Source organism: Pseudoalteromonas fenneropenaei, from assembly GCF_042643375.1.
Lineage (GTDB): Bacteria > Pseudomonadota > Gammaproteobacteria > Enterobacterales > Alteromonadaceae > Pseudoalteromonas > Pseudoalteromonas fenneropenaei.
Genome location: NZ_JBHRSD010000001.1, coordinates 73682 through 91375 on the forward strand (window position 1 = coordinate 73682; position 17694 = coordinate 91375).

Consider the following 17694-nt stretch of genomic DNA (forward strand, 5'->3'; position numbering starts at 1 on the left):
TTGTTTTAAAAGGAGTGGCGATTATGGGTACTCAAGACAAACAAATGCAAACATTTTGTAAATGAAATGTTTTCAAGTTATTTATTAAATTATCTATAGACATAAAGACACATAACATAAACCGTGCAGTACAGCCTTATTTACGAGCAACTTTACTCCTAACAACGATTTGCAGACTTATACGCACCTTACTAGAGATAAGCCTAGATATACATTTAGGTGATGAAGACGTTGATTTAGTCGAACAAGGGTTTGATTTGGGTTTTCGGGCCGCAAGCAGACCTTTTGATTCCGCTTATATCGGTCGTCCACTGCGCAAATTTAATTACCATATTTGTGCAGCCCCCAGCTATTTAGCCAAGTACCCAGCAATTACTCAAGCTCGTGACTTACTCGCCCACAACTGTTTTGAGTACAGTTATTTCAAAGGTAAAAACGTCTGGCCTTTGGCTGATGGCGTCAAACTTCAAGGAAACTTAAAAGTTAACAATGTGCTGTTTATGCTAGATATAGTTAAAGCTGGTCATGGTATTGGCTTTTTACCCGAATTTACTTGTCGCGAAGCGCTCGCTAAAGGTGAAGTAATAGAGGTATTAGCCGAGGTTGCTAAGCCCCATTTGACCTTATACGCCTTGTATCCCGCACGCCAATTTGTACCACCAAAAGTGCTGCAATGTATTACGTTTTTAGAGCATTGGTTTACACGGCAAAATACTGTACAAAGCCATTGAATAGCCATGTAAAAATACATGGCTATAGGTGAAAATTAAGCTTGTAGCATAGGTTCCACTGGACACGCACGACAGCTAATACCTGCTTGCCCTGTCATATCGGTAGGAATACCACCCGCTATTTGAGGAGTGAGTTTATTCGCCAACACGGCTTGGTGCGATAGTGACTTTAAGTTGTTTTTCTTGAGTTTTAGTTGCATCACGGTTTCCTTGTTTATTGTTTAAACCAAACCCAGTGTTTCAAAATAAGTAACACTTTTCAACACCTTTCACTTACCAATCATCAACAAGCAAGTAAAAAGGTTATACAATACAAAGCATTACAACAGTATCGTACAACGACAAAAATTGAAATAAAAAACAAACAATTGACACAATAAAAACAAACGAATACATTTAATTAACCAAAGGGAGGCGTCTGATTTCTTTTGGCTTGTCTAATGACTAACTTATAACAATGATAATTAAGGAAAATAAAGATGAATTTGCAACTAAATAAAAAGAAGATTAAAAGCCTAAGCAAAGATACTACATTAGTTCCTGCTAAGTTGACGCCAAATGTGGTGGGCGGTGGTGTAGGTGCGAGTGCGGCTATTACCTGTAACCCTATGTACTGTAATGTTGGCAGCTATGCCAAAGCGTGTGACCAAGTTTAATCAACATGATTACTGCGCAGCTGCGCAGTAATCACCTAGCGTTTAACGATAAAACGCTTCTACTTTACCTTTACTTTTGATAAGTAACGGCTGACCGCGGCGATCTAGTGCTTTAGGCGAGGCAATTTTGATCCAGCCTTCACTGATGCAGTATTCTTCAACATTGAATAATTCTTTGCCATTCAAACGAATCCCAATTTCATATTGAAGAATTTCTTCAATATAGTGTGGGCTGCGTGGGTTAATAGATAAGTGGTCTGGTAATTCTGGTTTTGCGGTAGAGTCAGTCATAGTTATCATCTGAAATTAAAAATACTCTGATATTGTAGGGAATAGTATGGCAGCGCTCAAGTGGTGTAATTTTTGCTGGCAATAATTTCTTTAGAAAAACGACATTTAGCCTAATCCGCTACAACGACGACGTGATACCCATCGGCTTTCATAAAACTTTAGCTTATCTTCATAATCCAATGTTTTTATTGATATAAATTAAGTATTCACGGCAAAAAACTGCTAAAATAGGCACTAATGTGAGACGGAAATGCTTACATTAATCAACTTTATTACGGAGAATACGATGAAATCATTAAAAGTGACTTTGATTGCTGCAATCCTAGCAATCACCACCACCCCAATTGCTTCTGCAGCCCCTGCTGCTTGGTATGTTTACGCTAGTAAGCTTAATGGCCAAAAAATCTGTGCTCAGTTTAGTCCAGGCTCTGGTTGGTACAAATACAGCAATACAGCTTACAAAACCTTAGGTGAGTGCAACTACTACGGTCGCGGTTAAGCCGTCCTCTTGAAGCGTGAAATTGGGTTAATGACCCAATTTCATTGCTGTTGTCGGTTTAAACGCTAGTTGTTATGTTAGCGCCGCAATCAGCAGTAATATGCTGCTCACTAGCAAAGCAGTAAAGGTTAGCCCCATCCCAACTTGGCGAAATATCAAAGGCTCAGGTTGGCGCGCAATTCCAAGCGCGTGTAGCACTCGGCCAATTAATAAGCTTAACCCTAAGCCATGCGCTATCAGGGGGTTTTGATATGTAGTTTCAACCATATAGAGCAATAGCAACGCCAGTGGCACGTATTCAGTAAAGTTGCCTTGTGCACGAATGGCGCGTTGCAGCAACACGTGATTATTGTCCCCCAGCGCAACTTGACTACGCTTACGATTGAACACTACCTGTAAACTTAACCCCACCAGCATTACACCAAACAACCCGGCATAAATATAAGTCACCATGTCACGCATTCTCCTTAAGTTAAAAACCAAAAATGTGTCGTTTAATCAAACGTCAGCATAAACACTTTATGGTGTTACAGCCAATATCATCCACATTGAATGTACCAATAGCCAGTAAATACACCATACATCGCGGTCAAGTTGCTTGGAAAAATGCCTTACATCCTCTAGTATGTGATTGTATTCGCAGATTATTAGCAATTAGATGAAATCATTCCCATCGCTTTATTTTACCAACCTGTTTCTGATCGGTGGTACCGGCTTACTGACCACTTATCTCGCCCTTTATTTGGGACAACATGGCGTATCTACCTTTTGGATAGGCCTTCTCACCTCATGCTATTATTTAGGCCTACTACTGGGCTCTAAGCTCGGTTATCAACTGATAAAATCCGTTGGTCATATTCGTACCTTTGCTGCCAGCACCGCAGCGGTTACCGCGTGCGTCGCAGCGCATGGCGTCAGTGACAATATTTATTTATGGCTGGCACTACGTTTTGTGGTTGGTCTTGGCATGATGTGTAACTACATGGTGTTAGAAAGCTGGCTGAATGAACAAGCGGCACCAGAGTCGCGTGGGCGAGTGTTTTCATTTTATATGATCACTTCCTATCTTGGGTTAGTCATGGGTCAATTTGCGCTCTCACAATTTCCTGAGCTTGGCTATGCACCGCTATTTTTGGTATGTATGGCACTGGCGCTTGGTATTATTCCCATTTCAATCACTCGTCGCATCCACCCTAAACCTTTACGTCCGATTCAGGTAAGTCTCTTTGGTTACTTTAAGAAAGTGCCGCAATCTTTAACTGCGGTGCTATTTGCTGGGATCATTAACGGTAGCTTTTACGGCTTAGCACCGACCTTTGCCAGTTTGTCGGGCTTTAATGCCACAGAGATTGCGATTTATATGTCGGCAACTATTTTTGCCGGCTTGCTCGCTCAGTGGCCAATGGGGATATTATCCGACAAAATCCGCCGCAGTATTTTAATTCGCAGTAACGCCGTCGCCATTGGCGTAATTAGTATAGCCTTGTTTTTACTACCATCAGTGCAATGGCTTGCGTATTCCCTAACATTCGCATTTGGTCTATTCGCGTTTACTTTGTATCCGCTTTCTTCAGCTTTGGCTAACTCACGTGTTGAAGATGAAGACCGTGTTGGCGTGTCCTCAGCATTGCTAGTGGCATTTGGTGCGGGCGCGACGATTGGCTCTGCGGTGAACGCGCAAGTGATGGCCTACTTTGGTCATCAAGCCCTTTACGCATCAATTGCGCTACTGACAGTGGTGATGTTTATGCTGCTGAGCGCCATTAACTCTAAACAAAAGGCCGAGAAGCCAGCACCGAGCGACTATGTGATGGGGACGTCGGATGTCACTAATTCTCCTCTTGCCGCCACTATGGATCCGCGGATTGAAGAAACCACTGCCCATGAGCAACTGTTGGTGGTTGATGAGATTAAACCGCAACATGGCACGGTTCACGATGAGGACGACGAACTTGCCGATGATCTGGAAGATGACAATTTAGAAGATAATGATAGGGAAGATAATGGTTTAGAAGACGAGAGTTTTGGCGCTGGACGACAAAACCAAAGTTACGTTGCAGATGAACCAACTCATCAACTCGATATCAGTCAGCAGAAACAAACGACAACTGAATCTGCTGCATCAGAAAAGCCGACTCCCAAATCAAGTTAAGGTTAGCAGGTCGTGCAACCGCACGACCTGTCAAACCCTACCGCTTACTTGTTCAGTTGTTTTAACGTATGTTCCACCAGCGGATCGTCCGGCGCCAGTTGCTGCGCCACTTCGAGTAACTGAATCGCATCTTGCGGATTTTCCTCTTGATGCTTAAGTGCTATATCAATCAGCGGTTGAATATCAATTTGTGCTTGATGTTCTTGCACATGGGCTTCTTTCTCATCCAGCAAAATCTGATGCGCCTTACTCAGTAACCCCAAACGATGTGAAGAGCTACGATTGGCTTTATTCAAGCGCTTGTAATAATCCTCTTTAAAACGCAAGGTTTTGGTTTGCTGACGGAATTGGAACAGATCTAGCTGCTGATGGAGCATAAAGTCCACTGCGACTTGCTTATAAAAACCAAATTTATTGAGATAAGTAGCGTGGGTGCCGTGCCCCATACCAAACACCCGTAAATGGGTTAACTGCTGGTAGCGCCTAGCATGTTTACGGTCAATGCGATTAGTTGGGTCGTAAATGATATAACCTTTCGCCTTGCCTAAATCTAGGTCGTGATAATCCCCTTGCCAATCAAACTTCTGTGCAATGTCAGTACTCGACCTATCATCCCAAGGGGCTAAGGCTTTATTTTTAGTGCTCACTGGGTGGAACAATAAAACTTGGTCTAATTTCAATAAATTGGCAAACGCCCCTACCGCAAAACCGCCACGACTTAGTCCATAGCCGAGTCGACTGTTAAATGGCGCAAGCAGAGTGGCGAGTTGTTCGAGGAAAAAGATCAGGTTACGGCTACGAAACCAATTACTCACGCCTAAGTGCTGAAAGGCGATAATATTAACGTTTTGCTTATTGGCGAGGCGATAGCCCCAAGGCGCGAAATCAGGGTGGAGATCTTGTTCTTGGACGTTAGTACCAGCGGGAGAAAAGGTAAACAGCAGAGGTTTGTTGAGGTCTACGAAGTTGTACCTGACAAACACATCATCAAGTAAATCATCGCCTGAGATTGGCAACCTACGTTGTTGCTCTTCACGGGAATACGTTAACCACTCATCTAACCAATACAGTAACTTCATTCATCCTCCGACTGAACCAAGTAGACTATGGTAGCAAATTCGAGCTAGTGAGGGAAATTTGATTTCCCTTTGCGCAAAAGCAGCATAAATAATCCAGTTATAATCGACTTTGTGAGAGCGAATATTGTCTTATATGACCCCATGTTATACCTGTATTATGTGGAGTAAAGGTAGACAGTAAATAAGCGGCACTCGATTCAAGATACCCGATGTAATCGAGGTAAAGAAACGCGGCCAATACCGCCGAAACTTAAGTAAGAAGGGTATAGCGACTTTAGCTTAGATTAAAACCCGATTACACTATCCCCTGTTCTAGCCACTGTAATAACTGCGAAAAGGTAAACTTGTAATGCTTCTTACCATCACGACTCCCGAACAATTTAAACAAGTGCCTTGGAAAAACGGCAAAGGTGTAACGGCAGAACTTGCAATAAACGAAGGCGCTGATATGTCGAATTTCGCTTGGCGTATCAGCAAAGCCTGTGTTGTCGAAGACGGACCGTTTTCATTTTTCCCAGGTTATACACGACATTTAGTGTTGTTAGAAGGAGCAGGTATTGATCTCATCATTGGTGATCAATCACTGACTTTAAACAAGCCACTAGATATAGCCGTATTTGATGGTGCGCAGTCTACTTCCGGCCGTTTACATCAAGGCGCAATCACAGATTTTAATGTGATTTTTAATCCTTTACTGTGCAACATGGAAACTCGCTCTTTTACTCAAGACAGTCAATTTACCTTAACGCCTCCCAACGAATACTTTATCTACGCAGCGCACACGGCAATAAGTGTCCACTCTGACGAAGGGCTTTCGCAAACGCAAACAATTGCGGCTGGTTGTTTAGTGCATGTCAGTGAATTGCATCACGCAGCAACTGTGCATGGCGAATGCTTGATAGTGATTCGTAAATATTGAAAGTAGTAACGTAGCGTAAACACCAACCAATACTAGTGTTTACGCAATGAGTTTAACGATATCAGCTGTGGTATCTGAGCTTACCTGCAACCCAAGTTTGTAATACTGGAATATCACGGATCAAGTTGCTTTCAACTGCCACAGGGTCTTTTGCAAGAATAACAAAATCAGCGAGTTTACCCGGCTCTAAGCTGCCTACCCATTGATCAATATGACATTGCCAAGCTGCGTCATAAGTAATTGCCCGCAGTGCTTGTTCTTTAGTCAGTACTTCGCGCTCATTCAGGACAGCTTGAGTTGGTGACTGCTCCATCACCCTTGTTACCGCTTGCTCCATCATACGTAATGGGCCAAGTGGCGTAACGGATAAGTCGCTATGCAAAGTAATACGTGCACCTAGTTCAAGCATAGTTTGGCAACGGTCAAGCAGCTGTGCCTTTTCTTTAAAAATGACTTCATCAAAGGCATAGCCCCAATAACCGACATGACCAATTAAAAAGCTAGGTGAAAGTCCTAATTTTGTCATACGCTTCGCATTATCATCAGTTAGCAATGAGCAATGCTCAATTCGGTGACGTTTGTCTAAACCACTTTGTCCATTCAAAGCCGTTTCATAAACGTTGATGGTGTAATTGACGGCCTGATCGCCATTTGCGTGAATAAGTAAAGGCCAGCCCTTATCGATTACCGCACTCACAGTAGTTTGAAAATCCGGTTTAGTTGGATCAGTATGAGGCGCGTCACCATAACTAAAATTCAAAATGCCGAAGTTGTCTTGAGGATTGCAGACATATTCGTCAAGTTGAAATCCAGTCAAGCCTTGATTAGAGCCATCTGATACTAATTTCACCGCAGCCTGAAATACTGTGCTTAAATCCTCTTCTTGCAACGGCGTATAAGCACTTAGCCCGTTTTTGTCATTATTCACCTGTTCTGCACTTTCAAATACTCTGGCATAACCAACCCGGACATTATGCGGGTTATAAGTACGATACGCTTTCAACATATCCACCATACTTGGCTGCATACCCGCTTCAAACATAGTGGTTACGCCACGTTGACTGGCAGTAGTGAAAATTTCACGAATGTTACTTTCAAGATGAGTAACAACTTCAAGCTTTTGAAATTCAGGAATTGCCTTTATTCCCCATCCCATCTGTGTCGCTTCCTGTAGCGCGCCTTGGTGAATAATTTCATTTACCTTGTCGTCACTTAGCTCATTAGCGGCTTTGATAAGCGCGAGCGCTTTGCTATTAATGTAAGCGGTATGCAGCGAAGCTGAAATTAAAAACACTGGGGTATCAGGTCTTGCGGCATCTAAGGTAGCAATGTCGATTTGGCACAATTGTGACGCCCCATCACTGTCTACAAAAGGCATTAAAGCGGGATCAACCCCCACACCTAAAATCCACCCGTTATTCACTGGCTTTTTGCTGCCACTCAATATCTTATTAATATAGTCAATTGAGTAGCCACTCATTAAGTTTTGACCATGAAATGGGCTTAAATCCAACCAGCTCATCGTCATTGCAGTAGGCACAATATGCACATGAGGCTCAATCAAACCCGGCAATAGTGTCTGCCCATTCTCCAAAGTAACCAACTCATAGTTAGCGCAACCTTGCGCAATCATCGCTTGCTTTACCGCAGCTAAGGCACCGACTGCAACGACCTTGCCTTTTGCTATACCTAAGGCCTCTACAGGGTCGCATTGCCCATTAATCATAGGCCTGATACAACCACCAGTATAAATCGCGGTTGTTGCTGGCATTAAATGCTCCAGATTTTGCGCTCTTGGCAAAGTTGCCTTTAACTGTCTAAGAAACGCTTCAACTCCGTCATTATTTTTGAAAACATCCCAATACGGGTTATGGCATGCACATTGTGCACAACCTTGACAATGATGTTGATGTGCCATGGATCCGCTCCTTCTAAACGTGTTTTTCACATAGGTTATATTGTTAAGACTTAGGGCGTGTTCATTGTGGTCTCAAAATCCGCAAAGCGGTATTACACAGAATTACAGGAGCGAAAAGTGCAACGGACAAAAGCTCGCATGGTTAATGCCGATAAAACGTAATTTAACGGTTGAAGTATTTGTATATTTAGCCTTTCTAGGCTTACTTTTAGCGTACCACCTAACTATTTTTTACAATTCAGCATTAGGTTTGCTACATTCAAAAAGTTACATTTGTAAATTATTTAACAAAACGAGAACTAAAATGAATCGAATCGTCAAATGGCTAGGCGGCACAGTGGGTGCCGCAGCTGTGCTAGGAAGCAGCTTTGCCGCCCATGAGTGGTATGCAGATAAACCTTTCTACTTTAACAACTTACTAAACCGAGAAATGGTCAAAATTGCCTTTGAAAGTCCAGAAATGTTGACTTCATTGGGATTTTTGGAATCCATCGGGATTAAGGGTCACAACGCGCAACTGGATGATGCCAGCTTGGAAAGCGGCCAAGCATTATTTGCAAAAGCCAAGCACTTACACCAAAACATCGAGCGTTACAATGATGAGCAACTCAGCAAAGACGAATTGCTGTCAAAACGTATTACTTTGTATTTACTCAATTATCTATTAGAAAATGAGCCCTATCAGTATCACGATTACCCAGTCAACCAATTGTTTGGCGCACAAAATAGCTACCCCAGCTTTATGCAAGGTCAACATCAAATTAATGATAAGGAAGACGCAGAAAATTACCTCAGTCGTTTGAGTTTGGTTGACGAAAAATTTGCACAAATTCTTGAAGGGCTACAACTTCGTGAGCAAAAAGGTATTATTCCGCCACGCTTTGTGATTGAGCGGGTGTTGGAAGAAATGAATAATTTCATTTCTCAACCAGTTACCGACAATATTCTTTATACCTCGTTACAAGAAAAACTCGCAAAACTCGACGCGCTACCAAACAGCGATAAAACCGCTTTGTTGGCAGCAGCAGAAGCCAAAATCAACGACGACGTCAAACGTGCTTATCAATCTTTTATTGATTACTTCACCGCGCTGCAAGCTAAAGCAGGCACCGACGATGGTTATTGGCGCTTACCTGACGGAGAGAAAGTCTATGCCAATGCCCTCAAATTCTTTACCACCACAGACATGGGCGCTGAAGAAATTCATCAAATGGGGCTTTCAGAAGTAGAGCGTATTCAAAGCCAAATGTTGAACATTCTCGCCGCGCAAGGGTATGACGTTAGTCTAGGTTTTAAAGCTGCGATGGATCAACTAGTGGCCGACTCAAGCCACTACTACGAAGACAGCAGCGCAGGCCGCGCGGCAATCCTCAAAGACTATCAAAGCATCTTAGATGAAATCGACCAAGGCATGGATGCAGCATTTCGCATTCGTCCAAAAGCGGGAATGGAAGTCGTCAGGATCCCTGAATTTAAAGAAAAAACCGCCCCCGGTGCCTACTATGAGCAGCCAGCACTAGATGGCTCTCGCCCCGGCCGTTTCTTTGCCAATCTCTATGATATAAAAGCAACCCCTAAATACAGCATGCGTACTTTGGCTTACCACGAAGGTATTCCCGGCCATCATTTCCAGATTGCGCTGGCAATGGAGCTTGAAGGCATGCCATTTATCCGCCGCATGTCACCCTTTACGGCTTACACTGAAGGCTGGGCCTTATACGCTGAGCGCCTTGCGTGGGAAATGGGCTATCAACAACAACCACTTGACGATTTAGGCCGTTTGCAAGCCGAGTTATTCCGAGCAGTACGTCTGGTGGTCGATACCGGTATTCACGCCAAGCGTTGGAGCCGCGAAGAAGCGATTGAATATATGGCTGCCAATACAGGTATGGCGTTAAGTGACGTCACCGCGGAAATTGAACGTTACATTGTTATGCCAGGGCAAGCAACAGCGTATAAAGTTGGCATGATGAAAATCTTAAGCTTACGTGAAAAAGCCAAAGCAGCGCTTGGTGATAAATTTGATCTCAAAGACTTCCACGATGTAGTGCTAAAAAATGGCGCTGTACCGCTGGCGATTTTGGAGGAATTAGTCGATGAATATATCGAGTTAAAACAACAAGCTTAGTGACAACAATGGGTGGGGCTGAACTAGCCCTACCTTCGCGTCGGCAACTGCGCGTTATTAAACAACTAAGTGCACCTTTCAGCATGCTTTTCTTAACTTTTCACTAAGTTCGCGATTTTTAAGCTCGCGCATACTTCTCACTGACATCCCGAAAAACCTTTTGTTAAATATTTTTTCACAAAAAAGTGTATTTTATATACAATGGCTATGGAGTAATTCCACTCATAAAAAATGTAATCTATAAGGATATTTATGAAAAAGAACTTTTCGACACTAGCACTTTCCCTCTGCATTACTTCACCCCTAGTTTTTGCCAAACAAGCGATCGACCCTCTAAGCTATTTAGAGCAAGCTGCGCAACCTGCATTATTCCAAAAGATCTTAAATACTACACCGGTGTCAATTCAACAATCAGTACGGGCTGACAAGATGCTGAACAAAAGTAGTCATGGAACGCCTGTGACCACCAGCGCAATTACCCCTGTTTGTCCAACACTTGCCGTTAACACTGTTTATCCTCTGGGTGGCAGCCAAACGGGTGACGTCTTGTGCTACCATTTTGCTGTTACTCAAAATAGTAAAACGTCTGCATTTTTGGTTGGCCAATCGGCTGCGACCAACGTGAATTTAACGATTATCCGCCATAATCCAGACGACACCTTCACTGCTTTAGCTGCTTCTGCAAATGGCGCTAATCAAGATGAATTGGCGGTTGCACTCACCGAACCAGGTGATTATTACTGGTATATGGAAGTCATTAGTTCTGACGCAGCAGACTTCAGTTTTGGTGCCATTGTTTCAACTCAACTCGACGCTTATGAATTTAATGACGATGTAGCCCACGTAACTATTTTGCCAGATAAGCAAAACACCATTTCCGCGAATATAGATAATATCTTCGACTTCGATTATTACGTTTTTCAATCGGTTCGAGGACAGGATTTACTGCTTGAGTTACAAGATAAAAATAATAGCGATGAATTTGTCTTGGAAGTTTACAACGGTGGCAGTTGGATAACTATTCCAGCCAATAGCAGGCAACCTATTAAACAGTTACAACCAAATCAAAATGTCTTAGTACGTGTTAGTGGCAACCCAAATTTGGCGGCCAACCCTGCCAATTATTACGGTTTAACCTTCGGCTCTATCGTAGCGTCGTTTTCTGCTAATTTAGTCTCAGGTGAATCTGGCGTTGAGCGTATCCCTTACTCAGCCTTTAGTAACCCGTATCTAACGACTCAAGCATACAAAAAGCTGACGTGGCGGGTCACATTACAGGATTCTACAGGCCAACCGGTTGCTGGAGCCAAAGCGAAGTTTCGTTTAATTCGTGATTTTGAAAACATTGCTGACATGCAGCATCCATATGAAGACTTTGATGTACTCTCAAATAATATCGGTGTTGCCTCTGGCACTATCGACCTTGGTTCATGTTTTTCTGATCTTACCGTTGAGCATACTTCTTACAGTCTCGGCTACAGAAATGTTTGGCGCTCTGACTTTCGCGTTGGTGCTTGGCGTTTGGAGTTAGATACTTATCCGGGTCAAGAACTAGGCATTGGTGGTGATTCTGTTCCATTTGTATATTTGGGACATATTTGCGATCAGGACTTAGTTTCAAGCACAAAGCAATAATTCGTCTGGCACGTTTAGAGGGGCCATAATCGCCCCTCTTCCATCCACCACATTCCTATCAGGCACCCCGTTTAATTTGCTGATAAATAGTGTCAGACAAGGTGAATTGATTTAATTTTCCACCACCGACTGCTGGAACGCCATTCTCATGCTTGCTGGCGTCAAACAAAGCTTTAAAATCAATTATCTCTGCAAAATTTTGTTGGTTAACATCATATTTTCCCCAACCTTGGCTATTACCGTTGGCGTCTCGTAACAAGCTGGTCCCTTGCAGATAAGTGTCTTTAAAACTTTGCGCTAAACTCACTAACTCTTCATTTTCGTTAAGCTTGGTTTCAAGCAATTGTTTTTGCTCATCGGTTAAATCGCCACGTACGGTTAAGCGGCCGTCCTCAGCAACTGAAAACCCCCAAGCCTTATCTGCCAATTCAGGTGATATCTGAGTAATTTCTTTTTCCACTTGTTCATACGCACTGAACATTTTTTCAGCTGTTCTAGGCAACACTACAGCTTGTAATAGACCCGTTGCTTTAGCTGTTCTATCGGACATTTCTTGAAAGGTTTCGTTCTTTTGAATTGTGCCAAGCACAACAGGTCGGTTGTACACTGAGTCTTGTGCCAAATTGGCTGTCGGGTGGTAAACGTCACTTGCCAAACTCGTCTGAGTTAATTCAACTTGCTCCTTTTGAGCAGCAACGTTTACTGAGTTTGCAGCTCTGCTACTGGTCTGTGGCACAGCCGCAACTTGAGGATTCACTTTCATCATACTTTCCTTAATTGATTTATGTCACCAACGTTAGGCACACACCTTTTCCGACTGACAATGGGACCTGCGGAACGTGCCTGTAAACTTATCGACCAAACAGCCATAAGTTTTACATTTTTTACGTCAATTTAATTTTAGCACTATTTCCCTAGTTCTTTTTAGCACCAACCTGTTTTTGTTTACTCTGGTACAGCCCTCACTGACCTTCTATATCATATTGACGATAACTCACACCACACTACATTTACATTAAATCACAAAAAAGGAACAAATAGATGTATAGATTATAAGTAACTTGATAATATTAATAGGATTTATACACAATGGACCTGATATGAAACAACTCAGCTATTTGCCAACGATTGCGGCTTTTACCCTTACCCTCGCAGCTTGTGGAGGCGGTTCATCGAACAGCACGACACCAGACATTACTCAACCTGAAACTATCGAAGAAAAGTCAATTTCTCTGACAACTTATACTCACACACTATGTGATGAACAACCTTATCAAGCAGATATTGTATTTCATGACGGTGCTGGTAAACCAATTAAAATAACCAAAACCAATACCGATGGTACTTTTAGCTCTGTTATTCCGAAAGACGCAAAACATCTTTCCATTCTTGGAGTTGCACAAGAAAATGAGATTGATACGCCAATGCGGAAAATTTCTACTGAGCTAAATATCGAACAAGGTGGTGAATTAGGTAGATATTATTTCGCACGTCCAACGACTAGCTCATGCTCATGTCAAGAGCTTCAGCTGAATGTCTCTGAGCTTACCTATCTTAATGAAGGCTATGTCTTGAACTTTGAGAACAGTAGAGTAATTCCTAATAGTTCATCGCTTGCTCGGATCTGTACATCCGCTAATACCCTCTATTTTTCCGTTACCTCCCCTGATAAAAGCGAAGTGAAAGCTGCCGAACTGACTATTGCAGACAATACTCAGTTTCTCTCTTTGACTAATGAAGACTTCAAACATCCCGGCATTGCCATTGAAGATCAATACAGTCCAACTGCAGACAAGCTTATGTTGCTTGGCTTTAAAGATGGTACATCAACAAAACAGCTGCCTACGCAGGTTAAAAATGTTACCTCGCAAACCCCATTTTATATCTTCCCAAGTTTGACAGAATACAATTTCCAATACCAAAGAGCTTACGCTGAAAGCCATTTCGACAACATCTCTATTTATGTAACACATTCAGCACGCAGTCGTATTAACGCTAATGGTGACTACGAGCTTACTGCATTACCACAATCTAATACGCAATTGGGTCGTGAATTATTAGATTTTTCACAAAATATAAACAGTAATTACGACTTCAGCTTAGTAGATAATCGCTATTCTGAAGTTAGAATGAATTTTGATTTCACTCGCAATGGACAAGCGGAATTCAGCTGGTCTATTTTTGGCGGGATTAAGGCGAGCGTTCCAGATTTGTCATTTGGTAGCGTATTTCCAGAACCTTCTGATGACATCGAATTACGTCGATTGGCATTAAATCTATCCGGTTACGAAGGTGCACCAAGGGATTTTAACGCTTATAGAGCATTTTTAAACAAAAGACATTCTGATAAGTTCCTTAAACACCCTGAATACGCTAAGTATGTCTATACATCTATTACTGCAACCGTTGACTAACCACTAAAAACAGCAAAAGCGCTGTGGTGCTTTTGCTGATTTTATTTCTTACCTTAACTACCCGACTTATGGTGTATTAACGCAAATTTCGTAGTACCACAAATCAGCATAGGGGTGTGAAACTTGAGCTCCGAAAGTAAACACATTCCCCTGAGTATCAGTGACTGAACCTGTCCCAATTGGCACTTCACCTTTATTCTCACCATTCCACATAAATCTGTCCGTACCATAGCTAGTGTTATGGTAAACAAAGGTTTGACCAGAGAATCCAGCATCATTACGACCTTGATTGTCACCATAGAAAGCACATTGCGGGGTCATTTTTGGATCTGGTACAAAGCTAAAGTTACTAAAGCTAGCATAGTAGTTTGAGGATTGTGTCGTACCCCAAATAACAAACTGGAACACATCCCCAGCATTGACGTTGATCCCTTGTGCGACGCCAGAAGCACTGCCCGCTGTAGAAAGATCATAATTCACGCCGTTGATCACATAACGGATCACATCACCATATTGGCCAGCTGAATTTACCACCATATTCCAATTAAAATTAATTACGCCTTTTTGCGCGACGGTAATAGCCGCAGTGACCCCGCCGCCACCGTAATTAACCGATGCCAACAAACTTGCATTGTCCATATTGGTCGCAGCAACGCCGGATATACTCCAATTAGCTGGGGCAAATGCACCAGTAAAACCAAACACCGCATCGGCGTTATAAGTTCCGCATTTATAGTGATAACGTATGGTGTTGCTGGTTGGCCTTTCAAGTCGCGCATAGCTCAATACTGCATTACTTGGACAACTCACATTTTGTCTATCAAGATACACCGCATTACCGCCACCATCTTCATCTGCAGGCGTAAAATAGTCTTTAATATTAACAAGTTGCTTATCACCACATTGGTAATGGTAGCGCATAGTGGTGCTGCTCGGACGCTCTAAGTGCAGATATTGCAACGCCTTCCCCTCACAATTGACGGTATGGCGGTCAAGATAAATCACATTACCGCCGCCGTCATCATTGTCCGGTGTATACACATCACTACTAACTGTATTCGGCATTTGCGTACAGCCATACTGATAGGCTATTTGTGTCGAGGTAGGTCGATATAAATGCAGCGCATTTAACGCATCATTACCACAATCAACATGATGCCGGTCGAGAAATAGTGTATTGCCTTGACCATCATCATCGGCTTGCGTAGTCAGCTGATAGCTTGCAGCAACAGCAAACTGAGACATAGACGCGAGCAAAACCATGGTAGAGGCAAAAATTTTTTTGGATTTAATTGGACTCCCCAGACGATTGTCTTGAGGGTGGTTCAGGGCTGCAATAGGTGCTTTCATTTTATTTCCTTAATGTTAATATTGCAAAATAATATTTACACAAGGTTAATTTTTTACACATTACACGCCATTACACCTGAACTGTAACAAAGCCACCCTCTGCTCACATTCTCAGTAGCGCCTTGATGCTTTTGCTCTAGTGCGATTAGTTGGTTGAAATGGGGACATCACACCATCATTTTAGATACTTTCCCAATAAGCTCATTAATGTCTAAACAAAGACTATTTTTTACCTATAACTCTACTAGTAACACGAAATTCCGATACGCATTCTTGGTAAAAAACTTTAGCGCACACACAACAGAAGCAGATTGCGACACCCATTACCTTAATTTTCGACCCTTGTTAGCTGTTGGCGACGAATAAGATCCGCGAAAAGCTGTTAGCGTTGTAACTTAGGTTGCGGCATCAAGATTTGCTTAAACATCACCACACCTTGCTCCTATGGGCAATTCAACGGCTTGTTTTGACTATTGAATCCCCCCAAAACAAGCCTTGAATCAGTAGGCAAACTTAGCTTTAATATCACCACTTACAGCTCAAAGCTAACCTTATGCGCGCCTGCCATTGCTTATTGTTTATACTTCTTTCCAGTCACGCCAATGCGGAAACCATTAAACCCTTTACCTCTGATGGCTGCAGTGTATTTCCCGATGGTACATTGCAACATAAAGAGCTATGGCTTAGCTGCTGTACTGCCCATGATTACGCTTATTGGCAAGGTGGTACCTATGACGAAAGACTCAAGGCCGATGAAGATTTACAAGCCTGTGTCGCCAAAGTGGGCCAACCTGAAATTGCAAACTTAATGCTAGCGGGCGTGCGCGTGGGTGGTAGCCCTTATTTTCCAACTTCATTTCGCTGGGGTTATGGTTGGTCTTACCCACGCTTTTATCAAGCACTCACTGAACAGGAAAAAATGCAGATCAATGCTCTTAAATCAAAAATCACCCCACCCCAATTAACTGATGGCATAGCGCAAAAGCCCTAGCGTTAACTTAGTTCGACACCATAAAGTTAAAATGAGCGTGGGTTTGCTTGTCAGTTGTCTAGAGTGTGATGATAATCCGACATTTAGAGTGGTTCAGTTCCCATTTTTTCCAATTTCTGCATAATTCACGCTTGTATTAACCAATAGTACAGGTATCGTATAGCCAATTTTTATTTTCTTTGCTCGGTTAGAAGTCGGATTTCGGATGCGTACACTGCTGTTAGTCTTATTTTGTTTATCAAGCTCTGTGATGGGCTATCAAGTTCAACCTATGATTGTCGACCTTGCAGCGCAAGGTAAAAAGTCGCTAGTAACTTACCGCTTGCAAAATCCCAGTGATAGTACGCTCCCAATTGAAGTAGAAGTGTTTAAACGCACTTTCGACGAAAATCAAAAAGAACTGCTGGTACGCGCCGAAGATGATTTTATGGTCTTGCCACCGCAAATCGAAGTTCCCGCTAACGGCTATCAAGTATTTCGCGCCAAATACTTGGGCTCTCCAGAACTTAAGCAAACCGAATCCTATCGCATCGTTTTTAAACAGTTACCGCTCCCCAATCAAGAAGAGCAATCAGGCGTAAAAATGGTGTTTAATTTCGCTACTTTGGTTTTTGTCAGTCCCGATGGAATTCAAGCTCAGCAAAAAAATGCCTTACAGTGTGAAAAACTCGACGACTGTAAATTAACTATCCGTAATGAAGGCAACCGTGTACTTGACCTCGCCCAGTTTGAATATCACCTTCATGAAGGTGCCACAGTTATCAATTGGACACAGTTTCAATCTGTTACTGCTGGCCGCTTTATTATGCCAGGACACCATATGACGATTGATTTAAAATCGTTATTAGTCGACAAGCCCACCACCAGCGCGGTATTAATTAATCTGCAAGCAAAACAGTAATACCACCCATGTTCAAAATGGACTTTGCGT

General features: G+C 42.6%; 17 protein-coding genes. 10 read left to right on the plus strand and 7 right to left on the minus strand.

The annotated features are described in order from the left end of the window. Positions 1-116: 116 nt before the first annotated feature. Entirely contained in the window at positions 117-731 is a 615-nt protein-coding gene (locus ACFOEE_RS00325) for a substrate binding domain-containing protein (RefSeq protein ID WP_377120120.1), read from the plus strand. Positions 732-766: 35 nt separating this feature from the next. On the opposite strand, the gene ACFOEE_RS00330 is transcribed toward ACFOEE_RS00325, so the two are convergent. Then, positions 767-931, minus strand: coding sequence for a hypothetical protein (locus ACFOEE_RS00330; protein WP_377119741.1), 165 nt, complete (start codon positions 929-931; stop codon positions 767-769). A 279-nt stretch (positions 932-1210) separates the two neighbouring features. Here ACFOEE_RS00330 and ACFOEE_RS00335 point away from each other — a divergent pair, with 279 nt between their 5' ends. After that, the gene (locus ACFOEE_RS00335) at positions 1211-1387 is read left to right on the plus strand and encodes a hypothetical protein (protein ID WP_377119743.1); all 177 of its coding nucleotides are present in this window, start codon (positions 1211-1213) and stop codon (positions 1385-1387) included. Between the two features lie 42 nt (positions 1388-1429). Here ACFOEE_RS00335 and ACFOEE_RS00340 read toward each other — a convergent pair whose 3' ends face one another. Continuing rightward, entirely contained in the window at positions 1430-1678 is a 249-nt protein-coding gene (locus ACFOEE_RS00340) for a DUF3297 family protein (protein ID WP_377119745.1), read from the minus strand. Between the two features lie 286 nt (positions 1679-1964). On the opposite strand from ACFOEE_RS00340, the gene ACFOEE_RS00345 reads away from it, so the two are divergent. Continuing rightward, the gene (locus ACFOEE_RS00345; protein ID WP_377119748.1) at positions 1965-2177 is read left to right on the plus strand and encodes a hypothetical protein; all 213 of its coding nucleotides are present in this window, start codon (positions 1965-1967) and stop codon (positions 2175-2177) included. 72 nt (positions 2178-2249) lie between these two features. Here the strand turns inward: ACFOEE_RS00345 and ACFOEE_RS00350 are convergent, their stop codons facing one another. Continuing rightward, positions 2250-2630, minus strand: a complete 381-nt coding sequence (locus ACFOEE_RS00350) for an MAPEG family protein (protein ID WP_377119751.1) — start codon at positions 2628-2630, stop codon at positions 2250-2252. 205 nt (positions 2631-2835) lie between these two features. On the opposite strand from ACFOEE_RS00350, the gene ACFOEE_RS00355 reads away from it, so the two are divergent. After that, positions 2836-4329 (plus strand): MFS transporter, encoded by a 1494-nt coding sequence (locus tag ACFOEE_RS00355; RefSeq protein ID WP_377119754.1) that lies wholly within the window; start codon positions 2836-2838, stop codon positions 4327-4329. A gap of 44 nt (positions 4330-4373) precedes the next feature. Here ACFOEE_RS00355 and ACFOEE_RS00360 read toward each other — a convergent pair whose 3' ends face one another. Further along, complete coding sequence (locus tag ACFOEE_RS00360; protein WP_377119757.1) at positions 4374-5408, minus strand: cytosolic protein; 1035 nt, start codon at positions 5406-5408, stop codon at positions 4374-4376. 349 nt (positions 5409-5757) lie between these two features. On the opposite strand from ACFOEE_RS00360, the gene ACFOEE_RS00365 reads away from it, so the two are divergent. After that, complete coding sequence (locus ACFOEE_RS00365) at positions 5758-6327, plus strand: HutD/Ves family protein (RefSeq protein WP_377119760.1); 570 nt, start codon at positions 5758-5760, stop codon at positions 6325-6327. Positions 6328-6388: 61 nt separating this feature from the next. Here the strand turns inward: ACFOEE_RS00365 and ACFOEE_RS00370 are convergent, their stop codons facing one another. Further along, complete coding sequence (locus ACFOEE_RS00370; protein ID WP_377119763.1) at positions 6389-8245, minus strand: amidohydrolase; 1857 nt, start codon at positions 8243-8245, stop codon at positions 6389-6391. A 304-nt stretch (positions 8246-8549) separates the two neighbouring features. Between ACFOEE_RS00370 and ACFOEE_RS00375 the strand changes: the two genes are divergently transcribed. Together ACFOEE_RS00375 and ACFOEE_RS00380 are read left to right on the plus strand one after the other, a co-directional pair. Beyond that, positions 8550-10373 carry a DUF885 domain-containing protein gene (locus tag ACFOEE_RS00375; RefSeq protein WP_377119766.1) on the plus strand — a complete coding sequence of 608 codons (1824 nt, stop codon included), beginning with the start codon at positions 8550-8552 and terminating at the stop codon, positions 10371-10373. A gap of 252 nt (positions 10374-10625) precedes the next feature. Then, the gene (locus ACFOEE_RS00380; protein ID WP_377119768.1) at positions 10626-12008 is read left to right on the plus strand and encodes a hypothetical protein; all 1383 of its coding nucleotides are present in this window, start codon (positions 10626-10628) and stop codon (positions 12006-12008) included. Positions 12009-12066: 58 nt separating this feature from the next. Here ACFOEE_RS00380 and ACFOEE_RS00385 read toward each other — a convergent pair whose 3' ends face one another. After that, positions 12067-12774: a hypothetical protein gene (locus ACFOEE_RS00385; protein WP_377119771.1), complete on the minus strand. Its 708-nt coding sequence runs from the start codon at positions 12772-12774 to the stop codon at positions 12067-12069. 334 nt (positions 12775-13108) lie between these two features. Between ACFOEE_RS00385 and ACFOEE_RS00390 the strand changes: the two genes are divergently transcribed. Continuing rightward, a complete protein-coding gene (locus ACFOEE_RS00390) occupies positions 13109-14422 on the plus strand; it encodes a hypothetical protein (protein ID WP_377119773.1) in 1314 nt (437 codons plus the stop codon). 66 nt (positions 14423-14488) lie between these two features. Here ACFOEE_RS00390 and ACFOEE_RS00395 read toward each other — a convergent pair whose 3' ends face one another. Then, complete coding sequence (locus ACFOEE_RS00395) at positions 14489-15772, minus strand: hypothetical protein (RefSeq protein WP_377119776.1); 1284 nt, start codon at positions 15770-15772, stop codon at positions 14489-14491. Between the two features lie 553 nt (positions 15773-16325). Here ACFOEE_RS00395 and ACFOEE_RS00400 point away from each other — a divergent pair. Next, positions 16326-16763, plus strand: a complete 438-nt coding sequence (locus ACFOEE_RS00400) for a hypothetical protein (protein WP_377119779.1) — start codon at positions 16326-16328, stop codon at positions 16761-16763. A gap of 205 nt (positions 16764-16968) precedes the next feature. Next, positions 16969-17664, plus strand: coding sequence for a fimbrial biogenesis chaperone (locus ACFOEE_RS00405; protein WP_377119781.1), 696 nt, complete (start codon positions 16969-16971; stop codon positions 17662-17664). The last annotated feature ends 30 nt before the right edge of the window (positions 17665-17694 follow it).